Annotated in this window: 23 protein-coding genes and 1 tRNA gene; 11 read left to right on the forward strand and 13 right to left on the reverse strand. The window is 68.6% G+C overall.

What is annotated here, in order from left to right; translation table 11 throughout:
* Positions 1–99 precede the first annotated feature (99 nt).
* Positions 100–1,173, reverse strand: a complete 1,074-nt coding sequence (locus tag DP939_RS47045; protein ID WP_199565336.1) for a hypothetical protein — start codon at positions 1,171–1,173, stop codon at positions 100–102.
* Positions 1,174–1,382: 209 nt separating this feature from the next.
* Here DP939_RS47045 and DP939_RS22410 point away from each other — a divergent pair, with 209 nt between their 5' ends.
* Both DP939_RS22410 and DP939_RS22415 read left to right on the forward strand, forming a co-directional pair.
* Positions 1,383–1,877: an XF1762 family protein gene (locus DP939_RS22410; RefSeq protein WP_199565337.1), complete on the forward strand. Its 495-nt coding sequence runs from the start codon at positions 1,383–1,385 to the stop codon at positions 1,875–1,877.
* A 127-nt stretch (positions 1,878–2,004) separates the two neighbouring features.
* Complete coding sequence (locus DP939_RS22415) at positions 2,005–2,241, forward strand: helix-turn-helix domain-containing protein (RefSeq protein WP_225878421.1); 237 nt, start codon at positions 2,005–2,007, stop codon at positions 2,239–2,241.
* Positions 2,242–2,349: 108 nt separating this feature from the next.
* Here DP939_RS22415 and DP939_RS48775 read toward each other — a convergent pair whose 3' ends face one another.
* The 11 genes from DP939_RS48775 to dnaA all read right to left on the reverse strand — a co-directional run bounded on the left by DP939_RS48775 (position 2,350) and on the right by dnaA (position 16,193).
* Positions 2,350–2,478: a hypothetical protein gene (locus tag DP939_RS48775; RefSeq protein WP_263972339.1), complete on the reverse strand. Its 129-nt coding sequence runs from the start codon at positions 2,476–2,478 to the stop codon at positions 2,350–2,352.
* A gap of 7 nt (positions 2,479–2,485) precedes the next feature.
* Entirely contained in the window at positions 2,486–2,656 is a 171-nt protein-coding gene (locus tag DP939_RS49325; RefSeq protein ID WP_199565338.1) for an ankyrin repeat domain-containing protein, read from the reverse strand.
* Between the two features lie 397 nt (positions 2,657–3,053).
* Positions 3,054–3,130 (reverse strand) — tRNA-Ile (locus tag DP939_RS22425).
* Between the two features lie 148 nt (positions 3,131–3,278).
* Entirely contained in the window at positions 3,279–3,887 is a 609-nt protein-coding gene (locus DP939_RS22430; protein ID WP_113982715.1) for a DUF3566 domain-containing protein, read from the reverse strand.
* Between the two features lie 414 nt (positions 3,888–4,301).
* A complete protein-coding gene (gene gyrA / locus DP939_RS22440) occupies positions 4,302–6,809 on the reverse strand; it encodes a DNA gyrase subunit A (RefSeq protein ID WP_113982716.1) in 2,508 nt (835 codons plus the stop codon).
* A 36-nt stretch (positions 6,810–6,845) separates the two neighbouring features.
* The gene (gyrB, locus tag DP939_RS22445) at positions 6,846–8,789 is read right to left on the reverse strand and encodes a DNA topoisomerase (ATP-hydrolyzing) subunit B (protein ID WP_113982717.1); all 1,944 of its coding nucleotides are present in this window, start codon (positions 8,787–8,789) and stop codon (positions 6,846–6,848) included.
* 412 nt (positions 8,790–9,201) lie between these two features.
* Positions 9,202–9,729, reverse strand: coding sequence for a DUF721 domain-containing protein (locus tag DP939_RS22450; RefSeq protein ID WP_225878422.1), 528 nt, complete (start codon positions 9,727–9,729; stop codon positions 9,202–9,204).
* On the reverse strand, positions 9,719–10,930 hold the full coding sequence (locus DP939_RS22455) for a DNA replication/repair protein RecF (protein WP_113982718.1): 1,212 nt from the start codon (positions 10,928–10,930) through the stop codon (positions 9,719–9,721). The genes DP939_RS22450 and DP939_RS22455 overlap by 11 nt, the downstream gene beginning before the upstream one ends.
* A 97-nt stretch (positions 10,931–11,027) precedes the next feature.
* Positions 11,028–11,957 (reverse strand): phosphogluconate dehydrogenase (NAD(+)-dependent, decarboxylating), encoded by a 930-nt coding sequence (gene gnd, locus DP939_RS22460; protein ID WP_113982719.1) that lies wholly within the window; start codon positions 11,955–11,957, stop codon positions 11,028–11,030.
* Positions 11,958–12,172: 215 nt separating this feature from the next.
* A complete protein-coding gene (gene dnaN / locus DP939_RS22465) occupies positions 12,173–13,309 on the reverse strand; it encodes a DNA polymerase III subunit beta (RefSeq protein WP_113982720.1) in 1,137 nt (378 codons plus the stop codon).
* Between the two features lie 676 nt (positions 13,310–13,985).
* On the reverse strand, positions 13,986–16,193 hold the full coding sequence (gene dnaA, locus DP939_RS22470; RefSeq protein ID WP_450097541.1) for a chromosomal replication initiator protein DnaA: 2,208 nt from the start codon (positions 16,191–16,193) through the stop codon (positions 13,986–13,988).
* A 330-nt stretch (positions 16,194–16,523) separates the two neighbouring features.
* On the opposite strand from dnaA, the gene rpmH reads away from it, so the two are divergent.
* The 8 genes from rpmH to DP939_RS22510 all read left to right on the forward strand — a co-directional run bounded on the left by rpmH (position 16,524) and on the right by DP939_RS22510 (position 23,622).
* The gene (rpmH, locus tag DP939_RS22475; protein ID WP_113982722.1) at positions 16,524–16,661 is read left to right on the forward strand and encodes a 50S ribosomal protein L34; all 138 of its coding nucleotides are present in this window, start codon (positions 16,524–16,526) and stop codon (positions 16,659–16,661) included.
* Positions 16,662–16,794: 133 nt separating this feature from the next.
* Positions 16,795–17,166, forward strand: a complete 372-nt coding sequence (rnpA, locus tag DP939_RS22480) for a ribonuclease P protein component (protein ID WP_404828605.1) — start codon at positions 16,795–16,797, stop codon at positions 17,164–17,166.
* 17 nt (positions 17,167–17,183) lie between these two features.
* Positions 17,184–17,486 carry a membrane protein insertion efficiency factor YidD gene (gene yidD, locus DP939_RS22485; protein WP_111169113.1) on the forward strand — a complete coding sequence of 101 codons (303 nt, stop codon included), beginning with the start codon at positions 17,184–17,186 and terminating at the stop codon, positions 17,484–17,486.
* Between the two features lie 4 nt (positions 17,487–17,490).
* On the forward strand, positions 17,491–18,453 hold the full coding sequence (gene yidC, locus DP939_RS22490) for a membrane protein insertase YidC (protein ID WP_113982724.1): 963 nt from the start codon (positions 17,491–17,493) through the stop codon (positions 18,451–18,453).
* 41 nt (positions 18,454–18,494) lie between these two features.
* A complete protein-coding gene (locus tag DP939_RS22495) occupies positions 18,495–19,013 on the forward strand; it encodes a Jag family protein (protein WP_113982725.1) in 519 nt (172 codons plus the stop codon).
* A gap of 1,699 nt (positions 19,014–20,712) precedes the next feature.
* Positions 20,713–21,396 (forward strand): 16S rRNA (guanine(527)-N(7))-methyltransferase RsmG, encoded by a 684-nt coding sequence (rsmG, locus tag DP939_RS22500; protein ID WP_113982726.1) that lies wholly within the window; start codon positions 20,713–20,715, stop codon positions 21,394–21,396.
* A gap of 208 nt (positions 21,397–21,604) precedes the next feature.
* Complete coding sequence (locus tag DP939_RS22505; RefSeq protein WP_113982749.1) at positions 21,605–22,525, forward strand: ParA family protein; 921 nt, start codon at positions 21,605–21,607, stop codon at positions 22,523–22,525.
* A gap of 101 nt (positions 22,526–22,626) precedes the next feature.
* Entirely contained in the window at positions 22,627–23,622 is a 996-nt protein-coding gene (locus tag DP939_RS22510; RefSeq protein ID WP_113982727.1) for a ParB/RepB/Spo0J family partition protein, read from the forward strand.
* 873 nt (positions 23,623–24,495) lie between these two features.
* On the opposite strand, the gene DP939_RS49330 is transcribed toward DP939_RS22510, so the two are convergent.
* A complete protein-coding gene (locus DP939_RS49330) occupies positions 24,496–24,840 on the reverse strand; it encodes a DDE-type integrase/transposase/recombinase (RefSeq protein WP_113982728.1) in 345 nt (114 codons plus the stop codon).
* Between DP939_RS49330 and DP939_RS22520 the strand changes: the two genes are divergently transcribed.
* Positions 24,822–25,241 (forward strand): helix-turn-helix domain-containing protein (locus DP939_RS22520; RefSeq protein WP_147268084.1); only part of this gene is annotated, 420 nt, incomplete at its 3' end. The two genes, DP939_RS49330 and DP939_RS22520, sit on opposite strands and share 19 nt — an antisense overlap.

Genomic DNA, 25,241 nt, shown 5'->3' on the forward strand with positions numbered 1-25,241 from the left:
CAATGGCGATCACGGCCAGTGCCGGTGCGGCAACGGTTGCGGCAACCGGGACGGCAACGATGGCAACGGGCCGGAAGGTGCCCGGCCAAGGGGCCGCCATCACCCGCTCACCAGATGCCGCAGGACGTTCACCAGCAGCGGCGCCAGTACGGCCAGCGCGTACCCGAACGCGCTCGCCTTCAGCGCCGCCTTGGCCTTGTGCACCTCTCCCGGATCACCGCCCGCGATCAGGTACCGCACCCCGCCGACGGTGAGCATCAGCGTGGCAAGGGCCGCGAGCAGGCCGACCAGCCAGGTTCGCGTGTTGTCGAAGACCCTGCCGAGATCTTCCGGTCGGGTCGGCGGGGAGGGCGGTGGGTTGGCGATCATCCCGAACGCGACGGTTGCCAGCGTGGCAACGACCACGGCAACGATTGCCACGATCACGACGGCGTTCCGTAGCCGCCGCTGCCACCGCCTGCCGGGCGTTGCCGTTTCGGCAGGTGCGGTGGCGGCCGTGCCGGTCAGCGGCGGGGCGTCCTGCGGCCGTCGCGCCTCCGCCGGAGCGGGTCGGGGTGGGGGAAAGAGGGGCCGCGCGGAGCCGGAGGTGACGCCCCTGCCTCCTTTCTCATGGTCGGAGTCGGATGCGGTATCTGAGGTGATCCGGCTCCGCGCGGAGTTCATGGGTGTCGCGTCGAGGGGGGCGATGGCCCGCGCGCCGGGACGAAACCGTTCCTGTGCCTGCCGCGCTTGTGCGCACAACCGGAAGCGCAGGTTGGGCTGGTCGAGGTCGGCGCTACGGACCGCGTCAAGGAAGCGGGTCAGTACCTCGTGATCGATGACCGCCACATCCGGTACCCGCCGCTGGGCGGTGATCTCGTCGGCGATCCGGTCGGCGATCGCGCGCAGGGTAGGCAACGCGATCCCGGTGATGGCGGCCTGCCACAGCGGGCCTCCGGTACGGGCACGGCTGATCATTTTCCGCCACACCGCATCGCGGGTCGCGCTGCTCAGTAGTGGATGCCGCAGCATGCTGCGCAGCTCGTTCAGCGGGATGGGCCGTTGCGGGAGATCGGGCGCGAGCGTTCCGTCGATCGTCAGGCAGTGCGGCTGCTCGCAAAGAAGCTGGAAGAGATGCTCGACGGCGTCCAGCGTGAGGTGCCGGCGGGTGGGCTGGTGGGGCTTGGATTGCATCGGTGACTCCCCGGCGCGAGGAAATTTCGGTTGCTCGCCATCCGGTCTACGGGCCGGCTCAGGCAACCCTCTGGCGGAACCCGAAGCGCCTCACTTGCCAGCGTGAACGCTATTTCCGCAGGTCAAAGCCCAAATGCGGGAACCTGCCAGTGGTTTGCCAGTGCTGCCGCCTCAACTGGAATCCATCTGAGGAACGCCCCGCACCACCCGTGAACCCACTATCCGCACCCGGCCACCACGCCACCAACACCCGCCCGGCCATCCGGCAGCGCCTGGTCATCGTTCCGCTGGCCATCCGTACCGCCCGCGCGTTCGTCGCCTGGCAGCACCGCCACCTCGGCCCGCCGCCCGGCGCCATGTTCGCCATCGGCGTCACCACACCCGACACCACACTGGTGGGCGTGGCCATCATCGGCCGCCCCACCACCCGCGCCTTCGACGACGGCTTCACCGCCGAAGTCACCCGCCTGGCCACCGACGGCACACCCAACGCCTGCTCCGCCCTACTGGGCGCGGCCTGGCGAGCCGCCCGCGCCATGGGCCACCGCCGCCTGATCACCTACACCCGCGCCCGCGAACCTGGGACCAGCCTCCACGCCGCCGGCTATCGCCGCGTCACCGCCCGCCCACAAGCAATCGCCGCTGACGGCATCCAGCGGACCTTGTGGGAGATCACCGCCGTGAATCCGGACGGAGGGCGCTGATCATGTTCACGCGCCCTCCGAGCGATTCCGACCGACGCGTAGGTGGCCGCCGGCCAGAGGCGTGCCGTTGTGACGCTGTGACCAACGCCACGCCGTATGGGACGGGCGGTGATACGGAATGACTCCCATGACGATCGATGAGGTGGAGCGGCTTCCCGCGGTGATTCCGCTGCTGACCGCCGCCCGCGCGCTCGGCATCAGCCGTAACTCTGCATACCGGCTGGTGAAGCGTGGAGAGTTTCCCTGCCGGGTCATACAGATCGGTGAAACCTACCGGGTACCCACAGCCGAGATTCTGTCCATCCTGGGACTGAGCAGCGCCCTGTCGAATGATGCACCACCGTCACCAAAGGACAGGCGTTAAGAGTCGAATCGGTGCGGAACCGTGGCACCTCCCTGGACAAACTGATCGAGGATGCCACGGACCGCCCTTCACAAACAGGCAGTGCGTGACGGCGCCTGCGGGCCCGGCTCAGGAGAGGTCAGCGAAGAAGCGTGCTACGTCGTAGTTGGCGATCAGGCGGGCAAGGCCGAGAGGTGTTTGACCGCTGCTGTTCGCCTTGAAAGGGTCGGCTCCCCAGCGGCGCAGCAATTCGATCATGCGACCGTCACCGCGCGAGTTGAACACGGCACTCCTGAGCGGCAAAGTGCACAGGTGTCAGCCCTCGGCGATCTGGCGCGCTTGGATCTGCTCCCGCGTCCAAGAGCGCCTTGGCGGTGCCGAGGTCGTTCGAGACGGCCGCGTAGTGAAGCGGTGACCTACCAGCGCGATCAAGCATCGTGCCCCGTTTCCGTTCGCAGGCTCATCGACGGACGTGAAGCCGTGATCAAGGTGCGACTGCATCCATCACCCACGGTACGGCTTGCTTTGGTGACTTGACCGAGTTGGCCATGACGGCGTGGATCCACTCGGGCAGGAACCTCTTCATCTGATGGTCCTGACGCCTCACGGGTCGGCGGCGAGTACGGGCCCTCCGCTGGTGCCTTCCGCGGCCCAGCGCTTGAACGGTGATCTTGGCTCGCAAGCCAGGGATCATGTGATCAAGGTGCTCTCGGTGACCCTTCACGCCCCCCGCGTGACCGGCGGTCACGTCAAAGACCACGGTCAAATGACGGTCAAACGATCAAGAGGCCGCATCCATGATCTTGGGATGTGGCCTCTGAGCTGGGGAAACGTGGTGGGGCTACCAGGACTTGAACCTGGGACCTCTTCCTTATCAGGGAAGCGCTCTAACCGTCTGAGCTATAGCCCCGCAGAGTGTGGCATTGAGCGTATCGCATCCGGATGGCCGGAGCGAATCGGTTGCCGACGGGGAAAAGCTTACCGTGTCGCGGGGGGTGGGTGGGTCGTCGTCCCCGCGAGGGTGGGGCCTCGCGGGGACGGGGTAGGGCGAGGTGGGTTTATTCGGCCTCGCTGAAGGTGACCTCCACGCCGCCCACGACGTCGGAGGCGAGGTTGTAGATGACCGCGCCGAGAGTGGCCAGGGCGGTGATCAGGACGACGTTGATCGCGCCGACCAGGGCGGTGAAGCCGAGGATGCGGACCGGGTCGAACCATGCGGAGGCGTCGATGGCGTTGGTGGCCTTGCCGTCCGGGTTGGTGAGCTGGTTGACGGTGCCGACGATGGAGTCGAAGACGCCGACCGCACTAAGCACGCCGTACAGGACGGCGACCGCGACGAACAGGATGACGAAGCAGACCAGGGACACCACGAAGCTGAACTTCATGGCGGACCAGGGCTCGACACGGCGCAGGACCAAGTGGGCCTTGCGCGGAGTGCGGGCGTTGCCGGATTGCTTGCCGCCCTTCCTGCTCGAGGTGGTGGTCAGGAGCGGTTCGCTCAGGCTGCCGCGCGTGTCGTGGGAGCCGTCCTGAGAAGTGGTGGGCGCCGAAGCGGCAAGCCCGGCCGGACGGCCGCCGCCCGGCGCGGAGCCGGGCGACGGGGGCTTGACGGGCGAGCCCGGGCCTCCCCGGCCGCCGGGGCCGCCTGGGCCCACGGGGGAGCCCATGGGGCCGTTGGGGCTCTTGGAGCCCGGCGCGCCGCCAGTGCCCCCGGGGCCCCCAGGGCCGCCCGGACCCCCATGACCACCAGGACCGCCGGGCCCCCCGGGTCCACCAGGTCCGCCGGGGCCTCCCGGCCCCTTGGCGCCCGGGCCGGGGCCCTTGCCGGCGTTGGGCCCGCCGACCGGCCCTTTGGAACCGGGGGATGGGGAGTCCACCACCTCGATAATGGCGTTGTCGGTGGTCTTGTCCATTTTCTCCGTCACCTGGTTGCGCGGTCCTGAAGCAGCGGCCGGGGGCCTCCGCTGCGGATTTCCGCCAGAGTTTCCGCCAGTGCCCGAAGAACCCGCAGGCTGGCCAGGGCCTCCCGGCCCCTGCGCCGGCCCCGCGCCCCCGCCGGGTTTCGCCTGGGCGTTCATGGGTTACTCTCCTCCCCCGGCAACCGCCTCTTCCACTGTCTCCACCGTCTCCAGCGACTCCGCGTTCCGGGCAAGGGCCACCACGCTGTCGCCCTCTGCGAGGTTCATCAACCGCACTCCCATGGTCTGACGGCCAGACTGCTTGATCTCCGCGGCGCTCGTCCGGATCACTCCCCCTGCGGACGTGATGGCGAAGACCTCGTCCTCGGGGCTGACCATGACAGCACCGACCAGCTTGCCACGAGCACTGACGATCTTCGCGGTCAGCACTCCCTTGCCGCCTCGTCCTTGTACCGGATACTGATCAGCGGGGGTGCGCTTGGCATACCCGCCCTCCGTGGCGATTAACACATCATCGCCGTCTCCGACCACATTCATCGACAAAAGCTCATCTCCGCCGACAAATCTCATTCCGATCACCCCGCTGGTCGCCCTGCCCATCGGGCGCAGCGCGTCGTCGGAGGCGGTGAACCTGATCGACTGCGCGTTGCGGGAGACCAGCAGCAGGTCATCGCTTTCGGAGACCAGCCGGGCGGCGATGACCTCGTCGTCCTCACGCAGGTTGATCGCGATCAGGCCGCCGGAGCGCGGCGAGTCGTACTCCGCCAGCCTGGTCTTCTTCACCAGGCCGCTGCGGGTGGCCAGCACGAGGTACGGGGCCACGTTGTAGTCGCGCAGGTCGAGGACCTCCATGACCACCTCGTCCGGCTGCATCGCCAGCAGGTTGGCCAGGTGCTGGCCGCGGGCGTCGCGGGCGGCGTCGGGGAGCTCGTACGCCTTGACCCGGTAGACCCGGCCCTTGTTGGTGAAGAACAGCAGCCAGTGGTGGGTCGTGGTGACGAAGAAGTGGTCGACGATGTCGTCCTGGCGGAGCTGCGCGCCGCGCACCCCCTTGCCGCCGCGCTTCTGTGCGCGGTACAGGTCGGTACGGCTGCGCTTGGCGTATCCGCCGCGGGTGATCGTGACGACCATGACCTCCTCGGCGATGAGGTCTTCCATGGACATGTCGCCGTCGTAGGCGATGATCTCCGTCTTGCGGTCGTCGCCGTACTTGCCCGCGATCTCGGTCAGCTCGTCGCCGACGATCTGCCGCTGCCTGGCCTCAGAGCCGAGGATGTCGTTGTAGTCGGCGATCTGGGCCATCAGCGTGTCGTACTCGTCCTGGATCTGCTGGCGCTCCAGGGCGGCGAGCTTGCGGAGCTGCATGTCCAGGATGGCCTGGGCCTGGACCTCGTCGATCTCCAGCAGCGACATGAGGCCCTGCTGGGCCACCGCGGCCGACTCCGAGGCCCGGATGAGGGCGATGACCTCGTCCATGCGGTCCAGGGCGCGCAGCAGGCCGCGCAGGATGTGCGCCCGCTCCTCGGCCTTGCGCAGCAGGTAGCGGGTCCGCCGTACGATGACCTCGACCTGGTGGGCCACGTAGTAGCGGACGAACTGGTCGAGCCGCAGCGTGCGCGGCACGCCGTCGACCAGGGCCAGCATGTTGGCGCCGAAGGTGTCCTGGAGCTGGGTGTGCTTGTACAGGTTGTTCAGGACGACCTTGGCCACGGCGTCGCGCTTGAGCACGATGACCAGGCGCCGGCCGACCCGGGCGGAGCTCTCGTCGCGTACGTCGGCGATGCCGCTGATCTTGCCCTCGCGCACCAACTGGGCGATCTTGAGGGCGAGGTTGTCCGGGTTGACCTGGTACGGGAGCTCGGTGACCACCAGGCACTGGCGGCCCTTGGCGTCTTCCTCGAACTCGACGATGGCCCGCATGGTGATCGAGCCGCGGCCGGTGCGGTACGCCTCCTCGATGCCCCGGCGGCCGACGATCAGCGCGCCGGTCGGGAAGTCGGGGCCCTTGACCAGGGCCACCGAGGCGTCCAGCAGTTCCTCGTCGGTGGCGTCGGGGTGCTCCAGCGCCCACTTGACCGCCTCGGCGACCTCCCGCAGGTTGTGCGGCGGGATGTTGGTGGCCATCCCGACCGCGATCCCGCCCGAGCCGTTGACCAGCAGGTTGGGGATGCGGGAGGGCAGGACCGACGGCTCCTGGGAGCGCCCGTCGTAGTTGGACTGGAAGTCGACGGTCTCCTTGTCGATGTCGCGCAGCAGCTCCATCGCGATCGGGGCCAGCTTGGCCTCGGTGTACCGCATGGCCGCGGCCGGGTCGTTGCCCGGGGAGCCGAAGTTGCCCTGGCCGTCGACCAAGGGATAGCGCAGCGACCAGGGCTGGGCCAGCCGTACCAGCGCGTCGTAGATCGAGGTGTCGCCGTGCGGGTGATAGGAGCCCATCACGTCGCCGACGACTCTGGAGCACTTGAAGTAGCCGCGGTCGGGCCGGTAGCCGCCGTCGTACATCGCGTACAGGACGCGCCGGTGCACCGGCTTGAGACCGTCACGCACGTCCGGCAGGGCTCGCGAGACGATGACCGACATCGCGTAGTCCATGTAGCTGCGCTGCATCTCGGACTGGATGTCGACCGGCTCGATGCGATCGGCCGGAGGAGTGGTGTTCACTTCCGTCACGGGATCAGGATTCCTTTTCTCACAACGTAAGTCGGCTTAGACGTCGAGGAAGCGGACGTCGCGTGCGTTGCGGATGATGAAGTCGCGGCGGGCCTCGACGTCTTCGCCCATGAGGACGCTGAACAGCTCGTCGGCCTGGGCCGCGTCGTCGAGTGTCACCTGGAGCAGCAGGCGGGTGTCCGGGTTCATCGTGGTGTCCCAGAGCTGGGCCGCGTTCATCTCGCCCAGACCCTTGAACCGCTGCACGTTGTCGCGGGGGCGCGGGTCCTGCTTGCCCGCGGCCACACCGGCCTCGATGATCGCGTCGCGCTCCCGGTCGGAGTAGGCGTAGGAGGCGTCGTCGCCGCGGCGGTCCCACTTGATCTTGTACAGCGGCGGCTGGGAGAGGTAGACGTGCCCGGCCTCGATCAGCGGGCGCATGAACCGGAACAGCAGCGTGAGCAGCAGCGTGTTGATGTGCTGCCCGTCGACGTCGGCGTCGGCCATCAGGATGATCTTGTGATAGCGCAGCTTGGAGATGTCGAACTCGTCGTGCACGCCGGTGCCCAGCGCGGTGATCAGCGCCTGGACCTCGTTGTTCTGGAGGACCTTGTCGATCCGGGCCTTCTCCACGTTGAGGATCTTGCCGCGGATCGGCAGGATCGCCTGAAAGCGGGAGTCGCGGCCGCCCTTGGCCGAGCCGCCCGCCGAGTCGCCCTCGACGATGAACAGCTCGCACTTGTCGGGCTCGCTCCACTGGCAGTCGGCCAGCTTGCCGGGCAGGCCCGAACCCGACTCCAGCAGCGACTTGCGCCGGGTCAGGTCGCGCGCCTGGCGCGCGGCGATCCGCGCCCGGGACGCCTGGAGCGACTTGCTGATGATCTCCTTGGCCTCGCCGGGGTTGCGCTCGAACCAGTCGCGAAGGTGATCGTTGCACGCCTTCTGGACGAAAGACTTGGCCTCTGTGTTGCCCAGCTTCGTCTTGGTCTGTCCTTCGAACTGCGGATCGGCGAGCTTGACCGAGATGATCGCGGTGAGGCCCTCACGGATGTCCTCGCCGGCGAGGTTGTCGTCCTTGCCCTCCTTGAGGAACCGCTGCTCGCGCGCGTAGCGGTTGACGATCGACGTCAGCGCGGCGCGGAAGCCCTCCTCGTGGGTGCCGCCCTCGGCGGTGTTGATCGTGTTGGCGAAGGTGTAGACCGACTCGGTGTAGCTGCCGTTCCACTGCATGGCGATCTCGACGGAGATGCCGTCGCTGTGCGACTCGAAGTCGATGACCGAGTTGTGGACCGGTTCCTTCTTCGAGTTGATGTGCGAGACGAAGTCGGAGATGCCGCCTTCGTAGTGGTAGGTCACCACGTGCGGTTCGCCGTTGACGTGGTCGGCCCGCTCGTCGCGCAGGGTGATCGTCAGGCCCTTGTTCAGGAAGGCCATCTCCTGGAAGCGGCGCGCCAGGGTCTCGAAGTTCCAGGTCGTGGTCTCGAAGATGTCGCCGTCGGCCCAGAAGGTGATCGAGGTGCCGGTCTCGTCCGTCTGCTCGCCCTTGGCCAGCGGGGCGGTGGGCCGGGAGTGGTCGTAGGACTGCCGCCAGTAGTGCCCCTCGGTGCGGATCTCCACCTCAAGGCGGGTGGAGAGCGCGTTGACCACGGACACGCCGACACCGTGCAGGCCGCCGGAGACCGCGTAGGACTTGCTGTCGAACTTCCCGCCCGCGTGCAGGACGGTCAGCACGACCTCGACCGCCGGTCTGCCCTCGGCCTCGACGATGCCGACGGGAATGCCACGACCGTTGTCGACCACGCGCACACCGTTGTCGGGAAGCAGGGTTACCTCGATGTTGTCGCAGTAACCGGCGAGGGCCTCGTCGACGGCGTTGTCGACCACCTCTTGCACGAGGTGGTGAAGCCCGCGCTCCCCGGTGGAGCCGATGTACATGCCGGGGCGCTTTCTGACCGCCTCCAGCCCTTCGAGTACGGTGATTGAGCTAGCGTCGTAGGACAAGTGCAAATCCTCCTGCCGCGGACACGCGGCGCGGGAGGCACCGTGAATGCGTGCTCCCTGCCGTGCCCGTCACCGATGTGAGTGCCCCGATGCGTTCACCCAGGGGAAGCGGCCGTGCATGCCGGGGTGACGCGCAAGCGGACGTGTCCGGAATCATTTTTCATTCTACCGGGCGCGAGCCCATGATGTGGCATTGACGGCGGCTGTGATGGCCCTGTCGGGCGTTCACCCCTCTCTCAAGCATCCCCCTACTGGAAAGGGGCTCGTCGCCGTAGAGAGCGCGCTGGCCCATCCAGCCGGGATTGTGGGGGTCCGCGCGTGAGTGTTCGCGATCAGGTCGTGATGAGGCCGCGACGGGGGTACGGCGGGCGCGCGGACGACACGGCGCGGCCCTGCTCCGGCTCGGCCCGGCTCAGCCGTACGTGTCGCGCGGGCCGCGGCTGCCGGTGGCCCGCAGGCCGCCCCTCGGGCGTGGCCCGCGCTGCGGCCCCTGGACCTTCACCCGGCGGACGGTGCCCTCGCCCAGCTCCTCGTTCAGCCGTTTGACCAGCGTCGTCGCCAGCAGCCGCACCTGCGTGGCCCAGGCCGTCGAGTCGGCCGACACCACGACCTCGCCGTCCGTGAAGCTCTCCGGCTTGGTGTGCGCCGCCAGATCCGCGCCCACGATGTCGCGCCAGCGCCCGAAGACCCCGCCGACCGCGACCTCCTGCTCCCACCCCCGGTAGGCCAGCAGGTCGCGGATCGCCGCGCCGAAGAGCTGCGGGTCGCTCGCGTCCCTGCGCGCGCCCGCGCGTTTGCGCCGGGGCTCGCGGCGCGGGAGCCTGCCGCGCCGCTCGGCGTCGGCCTTGGCCTGGGCGAGCTTCTCCCTGGCCATCGCCGCGCCGCGGGCGGCGATCCGCTTGGGGTCGATCGGGTCAGGGGACGTGAACTCAGCCGCCACGCGACACACTTCCCTCCGCGACGTGGAACCGGAAGCCGGACAGTTCGGCCGGTACGTCTTCGGGCACGGCCGCGGTGACCAGTACCTGCTCCGCGTCGCGCACGGTCTCGGCGAGGCGCCGCCGGCGCTGCGCGTCGAGTTCGGCGAAGACGTCGTCGAGGATCAGCACCGGGTCGGAGCCGTCGGCCCGCAGCAGCTCGTAGGCGGCCAGCCGGAGGGCGAGCGCGTACGACCACGACTCGCCATGGCTGGCGTATCCACGGGCGGGCAGCTCGCCCAGGCCCAGCAGCAGGTCATCGCGGTGCGGGCCGACGAGGGTGACGCCGCGTTCCACCTCCGCGTCGCGGACCTCAAGCAGCCGGGCGCGCAGCCGTTCGGCCAGTACGGCGCGGTCGCTCGTCCCCAGGTCCTCCTCGCCTGTGGACAAGTGCGTGCCGCGGTAGGAGATCGCGACGGCCGCCGAGCCGGGGGCCAGCGCGGCGTATGCCTGGGCCACCAGGGGTCGCAGCGCCTCCACCAGGTCCAGCCGGGCTCCCAGCAGCTCGGCCCCGTGACGGGCCAGGTGGGCGTCCCACACGTCGAGCGTGCTCAGTACGTCGCCTGCGCCCATCGCGGCGAAGCCGGCCTCGTCGTCGGACCGGCGTACCGCGGTGTGGCCGATACGGCTCCCGCGCCTGCCGCCCTGACGGGTGGCCATCGCGGTGCGCAGCAGCGCGCCGCGCTGCTTGAGCACCCGGTCGTAGTCGGCGCGCACGCCCGCGAACCTGGGGGCGCGCGCCACGAGCAGGTCGTCGAGGAAGCGCCGCCGTTCCGACGGGTCGCCCTTGACCAGGGCCAGGTCCTCAGGGGCGAACAGGACGGTCCGCAGCAGGCCCAGGGCGTCGCGGGCGCGGGAGAGGGCGGCGCGGTTGAGGCGGGCGCGGTTGGCCCGCCCGGGGTTGATCTCCAGCTCGACCAGGGCCCTGCGGTCGTCCTTGACGACGGAGGCCCGCACGATGGCCCGGCCCGCGCCGTGGCGCACGAGCGGCGCGTCGGCGGCCACTCGGTGGCTGGACTGCGTCGCGACGTAGCCGATCGCCTCGACCAGGTTGGTCTTGCCCTGCCCGTTGGGGCCCACGAACGCGGTCACGCCCGGCTGGAGCTCCAGCTCGACGGACGGGTAGGACCGGAAGTCGGTCAGCGACAGGTGGGCGACATGCACTCAGGAAGGCTACTGGGCCACAGGGCTCACCGTCGTCACACCCGTGTCGTCCGGTATGTCGGAATGTGCCGCCTGATCTTCCCGGACCCCGCCCGGCTCAGGCGGGCGGCGCGACGTCGGCGCCGGGGGAGTCGGCCCCCAGGCCCTCAGAGCCCTCAGCCGAGGAGACGGCGTGCCCGCCGAACTGGCTGCGCAGCGCCGCGATGACCTTCATGGCGGGGGAGTCGGACTGGCGGGACCTGAACCGCGCGTAGAGCGCCGCGGTGATCACCGGGAGCGGTACGGCGTGCTCGACCGCGGCCTGGACCGTCCAGCGGCCCTCCCCGGAGTCCTGAGCGTAGCCACGGAGCTCGGAGAGGTCGGGGTCCTCGTCCAGCGCCCGGACCATCAGGTCGAGCAGCCAGGAGCGGATCACGGTGCCCTGCCGCCAGCTCTTGAACGTGCCTTCGACGTCATCGACGACGTCGGCGGCCTCCAGCAGCTCCCAGCCCTCGGCGAAGGCCTGCATCATGCCGTACTCGATGCCGTTGTGGACCATCTTCGCGAAGTGCCCGGCACCGATCTTGCCCGCGTGGACGAACCCGCCCTCGGCCGGCTTGAGGGTGTCGAAGACGGGGGAGAGCGCGCGGATGTGCGCCTCGTCGCCGCCGGTCATCAGCGCGTAGCCGTTGTCCAGACCCCACACGCCGCCGCTCACGCCGACGTCGACGAAGCCGATGCCCTTCGCGGCCAGCTCGTCGCCGTGCCTGCGGTCGTCCACGTAGTGCGAGTTGCCGCCGTCGATCACGATGTCGCCGGGGGCCAGCAGGCCCGCCAGCGCCTCCACGGTGGCCCGGGTCGGCTCACCCGCCGGGACCATGACCCAGACCGCCCGCGGCGGCCTCAGCCGCTCCACGAGCTCCTTGAGGTCCTCCACGTCGCTGATCGCGGGATCGCGGTCATAGCCGACGACCTCGTGGCCGCCGCGGCGCAGCCGTTCGGCCATGTTGCCGCCCATACGGCCGAGGCCGACCATGCCGATCTGCATACGAGCACCCCCCTGAAGGGTTTACGTCAGATTCGCGTCGGTATCGCGGCTGATCCCCTGACTCTGAATCCGCCGGAATCCACGCCCCGCATACCCGCGAGCGCCGCGCCGAATCGAATCCGGCACGGCTGTGGACAAGCCTAGCGTCCGCCGGATGACGCTTCGCGCCGGGCGTACCTGGGCCTGCCGGGGGTCGGGGGGTTCGGGGCGTGGGGTCAGCCGGACAGGCGGATGGGCATGATCAGGTAGCGGTAGTCGGGCGCGCTCTCGTCGCCCTCGGGCTTGCCGCCGGTGAGGATGGCCGGCTTGGTGGACGTGGTGAACGAGAGCCTGGCCACGTCGGAGTCGATCGCGCCGAGCCCTTCCAGCAGGAACTGGTGGTTGAAGGCGATGTTGATCTCGTCGCCGTGCAGCTCGGCGGGCAGGGCCTCGACGGCCTGGGCCTCATCGCCGCTGCCCGCCTCCAGGACGACCTCGCCGCCGCGGAACGCCAGGCGTACCGGGGTGTTGCGCTCGGCGACCAGCGCCACGCGCTTGACCGCCTCGACGAACGGGCCGGTGGCGAGGTCCGCGTGCGCGGAGAACTCCGTCGGCAGCAGCGAACGGTACTTGGGGAACTCCGGGTCGAGCAGCCGGGTCGTGGTACGCCGTCCCCCGCTGGAAAAGCCGATCATGCCTTCGCCGGTGCCGCCCGCGGAGCTGAGCGCGATCTCCACCTCGGCGCCGGTCGTGAGCGACTTGGCGGTGTCGGCGAGGGTCTTGCCGGGGATCATCGCGACCGCGCTGAACTCGGGCTGGTCGGGCTGCCACTTCAGCTCGCGTACGGCCAGGCGGTACCGGTCGGTGGCGGCCAGCGTGACCGTGTCGCCGTCGATCTCCATCCGGACACCGGTGAGCATCGGCAGGGTGTCGTCCCGGCCCGCGGCCACGGCCACCTGGCCCACCGCGGACGCGAACACGTCACTGCCCACGCGCCCGGCGGCGGGCGGCATGGCGGGCAGCGACGGGTAGTCCTCCACAGGCATGGTCAGCAGGGTGAACCTGGCGCTGCCGCAGGTGACGACCGCCTTGGCCCCATCGACGACGAAATCCACAGGCTGTGCGGGCAGCGCCCGGGTGATCTCGGCGAGCAGGCGGCCGGAGACCAGTACCAGGCCGGGCTCGCCGGTCTGCAGGTCGAGGGTCACCTCCGCGGACACCTCGTAGTCGAAGCCGGAGAGCTTCAGCTGCTGGTCTTCGGTGACCTCAAGGCGCATGCCGGCGAGGACCGGCACAGATGGGCGTGCCGGAAGGCTGCGTGCCGTCCATGCGACCGCCTCGGCGAGTACGTCTCGGTCGACCCTGAACATCACGGTGGATCCGCCTCCTGTGGGTATCGGCTCTCGTTGGTGTCGTGAGTCTCGTTGATCTCGATGCTTGATCTCGGTGCTTGATCTAGACGCGAGCGCGGCGTCTGGTCTCGCCGCGGGGTGTGGGTCCAAGTGTCGCCTGACCCGCACCGGGGTCGGGCCGGAACCCTTCTATGGGTTTTGAGTTTCTTGGAGGGAGAGATAGCTGGTCATCTTCTTAGGGGCTGTGGATACTGTGGGCAAGTACGGTTTCCGCAGCTCGGCTCGCGTGTCGTCATCCACCGCTCCTGTGGGTGAAGCCTGTTGGAAACTCGTTCGGTTGGGGATGACGGGCCACTGTGCACAGGCCATCCCCAGGCGACGGGGTCTCTGTCCACGGGCTATCCACAAGGTTTCCACGGGTTTTCCACCGGGTAGGTGTCCGGTTTGCGCTCTCGTTGCCAACGCGTTCACAGGCCATCCCCAGGTTGTCCACGAGTGGTCCACAACCTTTCCCCAGGATGTCCCCAGAGTTATCCCCAGGGCGGGAAGAGGGAGTCCGGCCGCCGATCGTGCCGGACCGATGCCCAAACCCCCTGTCCCACCGGCCAAGTAGGGCATTCGCGACTGATCCACAGCGTTATCCACAGGCTGTGTACGATGGGCGCCGGTACTGGGGATCGTGTGGTACAAGCGGCGGTCAGGCATCGCGGGACTGCTGTTTGATCCGGCCGGTCAGTTCGTTGACCTGGTTGTAGATCGACCGGCGTTCGGCCATCAGGGAGCGGATCTTCCGGTCGGCGTGCATGACGGTCGTGTGGTCGCGTCCGCCGAACTGCTGGCCGATCTTGGGCAGCGACATGTCGGTGAGTTCGCGGCACAGGTACATCGCGATCTGCCGGGCCGTCACCAGCACGCGCGAGCGCGACCCGCCGCACAGGTCGTCGATCGAGATCCCGAAGTACGCGGCGGTCTGCGCCATGATCGTGGCCACCGTGATCTCCGGGCTGGAGTCCTCGGTGATCAGGTCCTTCAGCACGACCTCGGCGAGCTGCAGGTCCACCGACTGCCGGTTCAGGCTGGCGAACGCGGTGACCCGGATCAGCGCGCCCTCCAGCTCCCGGATGTTCGTGGATATCCGGGACGCGATGTACTCCAACACGTCGCCGGGCGCGGCCAGGCCCTCCTGGATGGCCTTCTTACGCAGGATCGCGATGCGCGTCTCCAGCTCGGGTGGCTGGACGTCGGTGATCAGGCCCCACTCGAAGCGGTTGCGCAGCCGGTCCTCCAGCGTGACGAGCTGCTTGGGCGCGCGGTCGCTGGAGATGACGATCTGTTTGTTGGCGTTGTGGAGGGTGTTGAAGGTGTGGAAGAACTCCTCCTGCGTCTGTTCCTTGCCCTCCAGGAACTGGATGTCGTCCACGAGCAGGATGTCCACGGCCCGGTAGCGGCTGCGGAAGCCGTCGGCCTTGTGGTCGCGGATGGAGTTGATGAAGTCGTTGGTGAACTCCTCCGAGCTCACGTAACGCACCCGGGCTCCGTCGTACAGGCTCTGCGCGTAGTGGCCGATCGCGTGCAGCAGGTGGGTTTTCCCCAGGCCGGAGTCGCCGTAGATGAACAGCGGGTTGTACGCCTTGGCCGGCGCCTCGGCGACCGCGACGGCCGCGGCGTGCGCGAACCGGTTGCTGGAGCCGATGACGAACGTCTCGAACGTGTACTTCGGGTTCAACCTGGCAGGTTCGCCGCTGCGCGTGCCGCGGCTCTCCCAGCGGTGCTGTGGCGGTGAAGCCTGTGGACGGCCGCCCTGTGGATGGTTCTGCGGCCGGTCCTGCTCGGGCGGAGGCTGCTGGTCGGCGGTGTACGGGAGCTGGTCGCTCGCGTAGGAACGCTGCTCTCCTGTGTACGGCAGTGCCTGCTCGCCGAAGGACGCGGGCAGGTCGAACCGGCCCTGGCCGTCGAAGGAGGGGCCGGGTTCGCCGTATCTCTGCTGGTCACGCTGTTGATCGTGGGTCTCGCCGTACGGCTGGCCGGTGCCGCGGGGCGGTTCGGCCCGCGGCGGTTCGCCCTGGGCGGCCGGGCGGTACGGCTGGGCGGGCTCGTCCCGGTAGGCGGGCTCGTCCCGGTCCCGGTAAGGAGCCGGGGGCTGTGGACGGCCGGGCTGATCCTGTGGCCGGTGCTGTGGAAAATCTGTGGACAACTGTGGATGAGCGGGGGCGCCCGCGTAGCGGGACTGACCTTCCAGACCCTGCCTGTGCTGGGGATCCGCAGGTTGTCCATAGCCGTGCGACGATCCACCGGCCTGGGGATAACTCTGCTGCCGCCCCTGCGGATAGTCGCCGGAACGCGGCCCTTCGTCCTCAGAGTCGGCCGCCGACGGGTCCACCGTGACCGCGACCCGCATCGGCCGGCCGAACTCCTGGGAGAGCGCGTGCGCGATCAGCGGGCGCAGCTTGCTCTCCAGCACGTCCTTGCCGAACTCGTTCGGGGTGGCGAGCAGCAGGGTGTCGTTGACCAGGCCGAGGGGGCGGGTGATGGAGAGCCAGGCGCGGTAGTGGACGGGCACGTCGCCGTCGAGAATGCTGCCCAGCGCACGGCGCCACACCGTGTCGAGATCGACACCGTCCATGGTCTCGGCTCCCCTCCCTTCCAGCCACGGGCCCCCGCTTTCGGTTCGTCCACACCGCTGTGTTATCCACAACGGTGCCGGACGTCTCGGTGCGGGCGACCCGGCGCGTTCCTCTGTGTCCACAGCCTGCCGGTGGTGGGTCCTCCACCGGAGATCCACAGGGAATCCACAATGTATGCACAGCCCGCTGGCCGCCTTCGAGTGGCCGCCGGGCGGCGTTCTTGCAGCGTCCGGGCAGCACGGAAGGGAGATCCTGAGGACCGGCAGTAGCCGTGTGCACATCTGTGTTCAAGACGTTGTCCACAGCCTAGTGGCAGGAGAGACGGGGCTGGGTGCACATGCTGTGGATGGCGTGGCACCGGTGGAAAACGTGCCTGTGGATTAGTGGATAACCACTGGCCACGGCATTCCGGCCGGCGGTCCTGGGGTCCGATCGGCCGCGGAGCCGGGGCTTCGGTTTGACCTGGAGCGTGCCGTGCCCGTAACGTACGACGGTCGGCCCATGCGCGGCGGTCTTTGTCATGCCCGTAGCCGTGCCGGCGACCAGACCATGTGTGTGTCAGGCGTCTACGCCCGTCGGCGAGGCGCGTTTCCCAAGCCTGGAGTCCAGTCGTGAGCAAGCGTACTTACCAGCCGAACAACCGCCGTCGCGCGAAGACCCACGGCTTCCGGCTGCGCATGCGCACCCGCGCGGGTCGCGCGATCCTGGCCGCTCGCCGCCGTAAGGGCCGCGAGCGGCTGGCAGTCTGACGCCGCGGTCTGACGCGCCGCCGGGTCAGGTAAGCGTGTCCTGTCGCCCGCCGGGCGGACTCCCCGGTGGGCGACTGCCGTACCTGCCCGCGGTCCTGCCGGAGGTCTGATCGTGCTGCCTTCCCGATCACGCATGCGCCGCGGCGATGAGTTCGCGGCGGCCGTGCGGCGGGGGAGCCGCGCGGGTCGCCCCACGCTGGTCGCGCACCTGAAAACGCGGGCTGACGTGGGGACAGATGGCGATAGTCCGCCTTTGGTGGGGTTCGTGGTGAGCCGCGCGGTAGGGGGAGCGGTCGTCCGGAACAAGGTGAAGCGCCGGTTGCGACACTTGATGCGAGACCGTCTGCACCGGCTTCCGCAAGGTAGCCTGCTGGTGGTACGCGCCAATCCACCGGCCGCGTCCGCGCGGATCGAGCACCTCGCCGCCGAACTCGACGCCGCGCTGGATCGTTTACTCAGGCGGCGAGGGCCTGCCCCACAGGCCCGGACGGATGGACATCGATGAGCGACCGACCGAGCGTCATGGCGCAGGCGGCGACGGGCGTGATCACGGCGGAACAGGCCGCCGCGGCGAGCCCCGCCGCCCGGATCCTGATGGGTCCGATCCGGTTCTACCGTGCCTTCGTCTCGCCGCTGCTCGGCCCGCGTTGCCGGTTCTATCCCTCGTGCAGCGCGTACGGCCTTGAGGCGGTCGCGGTGCACGGCGCGCTGCGCGGCTCATGGCTGACGATCCGGCGAATCGGGCGTTGCCACCCCTTCCATCCTGGAGGCGTCGACCCCGTGCCTTCCCGCCCGATCCGACCCCACGAAAAGCAAGGGAGCTAGTTCGGTGGAGCTGTCCTGGCTGAATTGGCTCTACGAGGCCGTCGCGACCGTCATCACCTGGATCCACACGGGATACAGCAGCGTTCTCCCGGCCGACAGCGGCCTCACCTGGGCGCTCACCATCGTCACGCTGACCGTGGCGATGCGGTTGCTGATCTTCCCGCTGTTCCTCAAGCAGATGCGCTCGTCGCGGAAGATGCAGGAACTGGCTCCGCGGGTACAGAAGCTGCGCGAGAAGTACAAGAACGACAAGCAGCGCATGAACCAAGAGGTCATGCGCGTCTACCAGGAGGGCGGGGCCAACCCGCTCGGCGGCTGTCTGCCGCTCGTCGCGCAGTTCCCGATCTTCATCTCGATGTTCACCGTGCTGAACGCGATGGCCCAGGGCCAGACCAAGTTCGGCATGACCACCGAGCTGGTGGAGAGCGCCAGAAACGCGCACATCTTCGGCGCGCCGATCCCGGCGACGTTCTGGACCTCCAGCGCCGACCTCGTCAAGCTCAACGCCGACCCGGTGATCAGCAAGATCGTCCTGGTGCTCTTCGTCGCGATCAGCTCGCTGACGACCTTCCTGACGGTACGGCAGAGCGTGCAGCGTTCGATGCTGCAGATGCCGAACAACCCGATGGTGCAGCAGCAGAAGATCCTGATGTACATCTCGCCGCTGTTCGCCGTCTTCAGCCTGAACTTCCCCCTGGGCCTGATCCTCTACTGGGTCACCACCAACGTGTGGACGCTGGGCCAGCAGCACTGGTTCTACAGCCGCTACCCCATGCCCACGTACGACGACAAGGGCAGGCTGATCGAGCCGGAGCCCAAGCCGAGCCTGCTGAGCAAGCTGCGCAAGCCCAAGGCCGAGGCTGAGACCGAGCAGGACGCGCCGCCGGAGCCGCCCCAGCCCAAGGTGGTGCGCAACCAGCCCACCCGGCAGGCGCGCAGCAAGCGCACGGGCAGCAAAAAGTCGTAGCAGCAGGCCGGGTCCGCTCGCGACCCGACACCACGAAGGAGATGCCGGACGTGACCGAGGCCGAACAGGAGACGGCGCGAACCCCCACCGCGACCGCTCCGGATCTCGTGGCGCTTGAGCAGGAAGGCGAGATCGCCGCCGACTACATCGAAGGACTGCTGGACATCGCCGACATCGACGGCGACATCGACATGGACGTCGAGGGCGACCGGGCCATCGTGTCGGTGGTGGGGGTCAAGGGAGGCGACCTGACCGGCAAGCACGGGGAGGTCCTTGAGGCCCTTCAGGAGCTGACCCGTCTGGCCGTCCACCGCCAGACCGGGGAACGGTCCCGTCTGATGCTCGATGTGGGCGGCTTCCGCGAACGCCGCCGGGCGGAGCTGACCAAGCTCGGCGTCAAGATCGCCGACGACGTCAAACGCAGCGGCGAGCCCAAGCCGCTCCAGCCGATGACGCCGTTCGAACGCAAGATCGTGCACGACGCGGTCGCGGCGGCCGGCCTCCGCAGCGAATCGGAGGGCGAGGAGCCCAACCGCTTCGTCGTCGTCATGCCCGCCTGACCCACCCACGGCCCACGCCCGGGGCCCCGGCCCCGGCGCGGCCCTCCCCCACCACCGCCGGCAGTGTGAATCTCCACACCACCGCTCGGCCTTACCCGCCCAGCCGTACACCTCCGGCATTCGCCCCCTGCGGCAGGCACCGCCCGCACCCTGCGCCGTTGCGCACCACCACCACCGAGATCGGTGGGGGCCAGCGTGCTGGGATCGCCACCACCGCGTCACCCCACCGGGCCTGTTCCGCACTATCGCCGAGCCGGCCAGCACAGTGTGAATCTTCACCAGCGCATCGCCCCGCACGCTCGCCCGCGCCCGCCGGTCATCACGACCGAGATCGGTACGCCCGGCGTGGCGTAACTCTCCACCGCCGAGGACCCTGCGTCCAGCCGTACGCCGCGGTGCTCGCCCGTACCAGGCCCTGATCACCATTGCTGAGGTCGGCACAGCCGGTGTGATGTAGCCCGTCACCTTGCCACTCGCGCTCGTCATGCGCTCACGCTGTGCCCGCTGATCACCCCCTGAGCCCGCTACGGCCAGCGCGGTGGATTTCCACCGTCGCGGTGCTCGTTAGGCCCTGATCATCATCGCTGGGTCGGTACGGCCCGTGCGTTGTAGATATCCATCAGCACTTCGCCTTGCGCCCTTGGCTGTACCGCTGTGCCCGCTGCTCGTCACGAGTCGGGGCCTGTACGTCCACCGCGATGTGGATCTCCATCAGCGCGTCACCCTGCCTACCCAGCCACTCGCGCTCGTCATTGGCCCACACCGTGCCCGCTGATCACCCCCTGGGCCCGCTATGACCACCCCGGTCCACCTCCACCGTCGGGTCGCCCTGCGCCCCCAGCCGTAGACTGCGGCTTTCGGTCGCGCGGCCATGCCACTGGGGCACCACCGTCGAGGCGGCTGTACCAACTCGCCCTCCACCCCGCGGAACCCGTCAAGCAGCAAGTGCGCCCTGGAAGGCGATCCATAGGACACCCCCGGGTCAGGTGACATTCGACCGCCTCGGCAGCGCGGCCGATGCCGTCCGCGCTGGAGCTGGATCAGCATCCTCATCCCTGACCGTCGGCCAAGCCCACCGCCGCTCATGCCGGCCTTAGCGTGCATGGCCGACGGCTCAGCCCGTACTTCGAAGGCCCTTATGCTTCGGCCCTCGACTCTCCTTCCCCCCTTCCTCGCCTCCGACCGCAAAATCATGAGCCGTGCAGCGGGTATTCGCCGGGACTACGTACGTTCCCCTACGCAATAGCGGCCGATCACCCCAACGCGGACGGCCTGCGCAACCGGCACACGGGCCCACGGACGGTACGGCCACGGTGCCCGCCCGGCATCGGGCCTGACCACCGCCCCGAAGGGGTGGTCCGTCACCACGACGAGCGAAACACGACCATCGGGCCGGCGCTCGCCTGTCCACAGGCTGGGGCCGGCGATCGCCCCGGGTTCGGTGATCGATCCGGACCGTTAGCCTAGATAGGGACTTTTCGCATGCGGCAGCCGAGTTATCCACAGGCAGCGGCGTGCCGTCCGTAGCGTGGGCGAAAGCTGGATATGGTCATCGGGTCGAGCAAATGCCGGCGGAAGTCGGACCGTCACCTGATGCGAGTCGTGGGCAGGTGTACGAGGCGCATGGCCGTCCGGGAAGTGAAGGGGAGGGCAGCAGTGCGAGCCCGTTGGAGCGGCGGCATGCGGTTGGGGAGTGACCATGAGCGCTGACGCGCCCCTTCCTCCCCCTGTGGCCCGTGAGGTGTTCGCTGATGACGCATGGCCTCTGGCCGAGGCATACGCCCGGATGCTCGCCGGCCCCGCCGTTGTGCGCGGTCTGCTCGGGCCGCGGGAGGTCGATCGGTTGTGGGATCGCCACCTGCTGAACTGCGCCGTCGTCGCCGAGGCCATCCCGCGTGACGTGCACGTCGTGGACATCGGCTCCGGCGCCGGGCTGCCGGGCGTCGTGCTGGCGATCGTACGACCGGACATCTCGGTGACGCTGCTGGAGCCGTTGCTGCGGAGGGTCGTGTTCCTGGAGGAATGCGTGGCTGAGCTGAAGCTCGGCAATGTGGAGGTGGTGCGCGGCCGCGCCGAGGAGCTGGCGGGGGAACGCTCCTTCGACGTCGCGGTCGCCCGTGCCGTCGCTCCGTTGGAGCGGCTGCTGACCTGGTCCATGCCGCTGTTGCACCAGGGAGGCGAGTTGCTCGCGATGAAGGGGGAGCGCGCCGCGGCCGAACTGGCCGAGGCCGAATCGCAATTACGCGCATGCGGGGCCGAGAGGGCCGAGCTTGTCGCGGTCGGGCACGGTAAGGTCGAGCCGCCTGCAACTCTCGTCCGGGTGGTCGCCGGCCGTCCACCCGGGCGAGGCCGGCGCGACCCTCGGCGCAGACGGAAGAGGTGACGTCGTGGCCCGTACGGCTAGCGGCCTTGGCTGGCCGGCGAGCGGCGGCGATGCCATAGAGCTTGGGCATTGCTCCGGTCTGGGCTGGCCGCACTCCCCAAGGGAAGGTTCCGGGGGATGGTCGTCCGCGTCGGCTCCTCCCGCCGCCGCCCGGCCGGTCGAAAGGACGACGGTGACCGACACTCCGCTTAGCTCCGGCGACTCGCCGCTGGTACGAGAGGCACTCAGCTCAGTGGTTTCACGTGAAACATCGGCCCCCCAGACGACACCGACGACCCAGCCCGCGGCGGCAGCGCCCGCGGCCACGGCCTCCAGGCCCTCAAACGGTGACTGGCCGCGTCCCAAAGAGCGACGGATCATCACCGTGGCCAACCAGAAGGGCGGGGTGGGCAAGACCACCACGTCGGTCAACCTCGCCGCTGCCCTCTCCATGCACGGCCAGCGCGTTCTGGTGATCGACCTCGACCCTCAGGGCAACGCGTCCACCGCGCTGTCCGTCGAACACCGCGGCGACGTCCCTGACGTCTACCAGGTGCTGGTGGGCGACCGCCCGCTGTCCGAGATCGTCAAGGAGGTCCCGGAAATGCCGGGCCTCTACTGCGCTCCTGCCACGATCGACCTCGCGGGGGCCGAAATCGAGCTCGTCTCGCTGGTCGCCCGCGAAGCCAGGCTGCGCCGTGCCATCGCCGCCTTCGACGCCATCGAGCTCGACTACATCCTGATCGACTGCCCGCCGTCCCTCGGGCTGCTGACGGTGAACGCCCTGGTTGCCACCCGCGAGCTGCTGATCCCGATCCAGTGCGAGTACTATGCGCTCGAAGGGCTCGGGCAGTTGCTGCGCAACGTCGACCTGGTGCGAGCGCACCTCAATCCGGACCTCATCCTCTCCACGATCGTCCTGACGATGTACGACGGGCGGACACGCCTGGCGTCGCAGGTGGCGGACGAGGTCCGGTCACACTTCGGCGATACCGTGCTGAACACGGTCATCCCTCGAAGCGTGCGGGTATCAGAGGCACCCAGCTACGGCCAGTCGGTCATGACGTATGACCCAGGGTCGAGCGGTGCGATGGCGTACATGGACGCGGCGCGCGAGATCGCGTACCGTGCCGCCGCCATACAGGCATAGGCGAAATCGGGGCACGCGTCTCGTCGTGAGCCCAGTTGTCGCAGCGGTAACCTCGCAGGAACGGGCGGCCCGTTGGTGGGCGGGCGGATGAGGGAGTTGTAGTGGCGCAGCAGCGACGCGGACTGGGCAAAGGGCTTGGGGCACTCATCCCGACCGGCCCTGTCGTGGACGGCCCGGCGGGCGTAGCCCCGGTCGACGTACCTGCCGGGGCCGTCGCGGTCGTACCCCAGCCGGGACACGGCGGGATCGACACCACAGGCCCGGTACCGGTGCCAGGTGCCTATTTCCAGGAGATTCCAGTCGATGCGATCGAGCGCAATCCCCGCCAACCACGGAGCATCTTCGACGAGGAGGCCCTGAGGGAACTGGCCGACTCGATCAGCGAGGTTGGGCTGCTCCAGCCGATCGTGGTCCGGCCCGCCCCTTACGGCAAGTTCGAGCTCATCATGGGGGAGCGGCGGTGGCGGGCCTTCCAGCGCGCCGGCCTGACCGACATCCCGGCGATCGTCCGCAAGACCCAGGACGACGATCTTCTCCGCGACGCCCTCATCGAAAACCTGCAGCGCGAGCAGCTCAACCCTCTCGAAGAAGCGGCCGCCTACCAGCAGCTCCTCGACGACTTCGGCGCCACCCACGAACAGCTCGCCCAGCGGATCGGCCGCTCCCGCTCCCACATCACCAACACCCTGCGCCTGCTCAACCTCCCCCCCGAGGTCCAAAAGCGGGTGGCCGCCGGCCTGATCAGCGCCGGCCATGCCAAGGCCCTGCTCACGCTCACCGACCCCGCCGCACAGGACCACCTGGCCCGCCGGATCGTTGCCGAGGGCCTGTCCGTACGATCAGTAGAAGAAATCGTCGCCTTCGGCGACGCCACCTCCGCCCCCGCTCCCCGCCAGCGGTCCCAGAAGAAGGCACCTACACCTGGACTCCGCGACCTCGCCGAACGCCTCTCAGACCACTTCGAGACCAAGGTGAAGGTCGACCTCGGCACCCGCAAGGGCCGGATCGTGGTGGAGTTCGCCACCATCGACGACCTTGAACGCATCATCGACACCATGGCCCCTGACGCCGCGAAGTCCATCCGCACCGACGACTGATCCTCCTCCCCACGTGTTCCACGTGAAACAAACCAAGCCGCCTCCACCACTCCACCCCGCCCCGCCTCAGGGGGCGCCTCCACGCTGGAGTACAACGGTCCGGACGAATAGAAGACCGCTTCCCTCCGGAAGCCCCTATGCTGCCGCCGTTGCCTGTCGGCCGCTCGCCCGTCAGCCGATGGGGCCAGAGAGCGGAACGGACGACTTTTCGACTGTGCATGGATTTCCCGATCCGGCCATGCCTTCTAAGGGACCGCAAACGACTCAGACTGAGCTCCCAGCGCTTCATCGCGCCTATAGGGGAGCCTCCGCTATATCGGACCGAGGAGATCCGCGGCGCTAAGCGCAGAGCCTTTCGGTGTAGTGCCGTCGCTCGCGCTCCAGAACGCCCCTAGGACCTTTATCGCAGCATCCGTTGATCGCGGGCGACGCGGACAGCGAGCTTGTCGTATCCGGTCGCGACGGCGCGTTGGCGTTCGAGTTGGTCGATACCGCACTCCAACAACATGGCGCAGCCAGTACAGCACCGAACCGAAGGCGGGCCACCGCCCTCCCGTAGAGCCCTGGGCACGGCGGTTGGCGTCCTGGTCGGCCTTGCTCGGGATGGCGACCCTGATCCCACGCCGTCGCAGATACGCCCGGTTGGCCCGGGAGACGGAGCTCTTGTCGACCAGGACCGCATCGGGGCAAGTCCTGGGCGGCCCGTGGCTCAGCTGCAGTCCCCAGATGTCATCGATCACGGTGGCGAACTGCAGGCTGCCTCCATGCCAGCCCGCAGTGAGTACAACCGAAAAAAGGGCCTTTGACCCTGCTAACAAGCCGGATGCCTCTCGTTGGTTGAGCACCACACCAGAGAGGGGCGCGCGCCCGTCATTACCGGATGCAGGCACGGATGTTGGTCCGTTCATTGAACAGTATGCGGTTGCAGTGCTCTGCCTTGCTGTTGATCTGTGGGCGGTAGGGGCGGGGGCGTTTGCCGTTGATCCCAGATCGGCCAGGGCTTGGCGCCAGGCGGTAGCTGTAGGCGTTGTCGGTCAGCACGCGTTCGATAGCAAGGATGCCCCTGCCGGCGAAGTCGGCGGTGGCGCGGCGCAGGAGCGCCGGACAGGTGATTGGCTTCTCATCCGGATGGGCTTCGCTGTAGGCCAGGCTAGTGTCATGCGCCTGAAATTCGTCGCATAAATATGTATGCTCGTTGTGTGTCGACTCCAGGTCCATCCGCAGTGGAGATCCGGCTGACCGATGCCGAACGCGCCCGGCTGATGGCCGTGGCCGCCGACCCGTCGAGACTGGCGATCAGAGCACGGATCGTGCTGGCGTGCGCGCAGCCGGGCGCCACTAACGCGCAGGTGTCGCGCGACCTCGGGGTATCGGTGCATACCGTGCGCAAGTGGCGTTCGATATTCGCGCGGGGCGGGGTGCAGTCCCTGGTCGATGAGCCCCGGCCGGGGCGGCCCAAGGCAGGGCTGACGCTGAGCGACGCCGAGCGGGAGACCTTGCGGCGGTGGGCACGGCGGGCCAAGTCGTCGCAGATCCTGGCGACCCGCTCGAAGATCGTGCTGGCCTGCGCGGACGGCAAGGACAACAAGCAGGTCGCCGCCGAGTTGCGGGTGGATCCG

The organism is Spongiactinospora rosea (genome assembly GCF_003315795.1).
Classification (GTDB): Bacteria; Actinomycetota; Actinomycetes; order Streptosporangiales; family Streptosporangiaceae; genus Spongiactinospora; species Spongiactinospora rosea.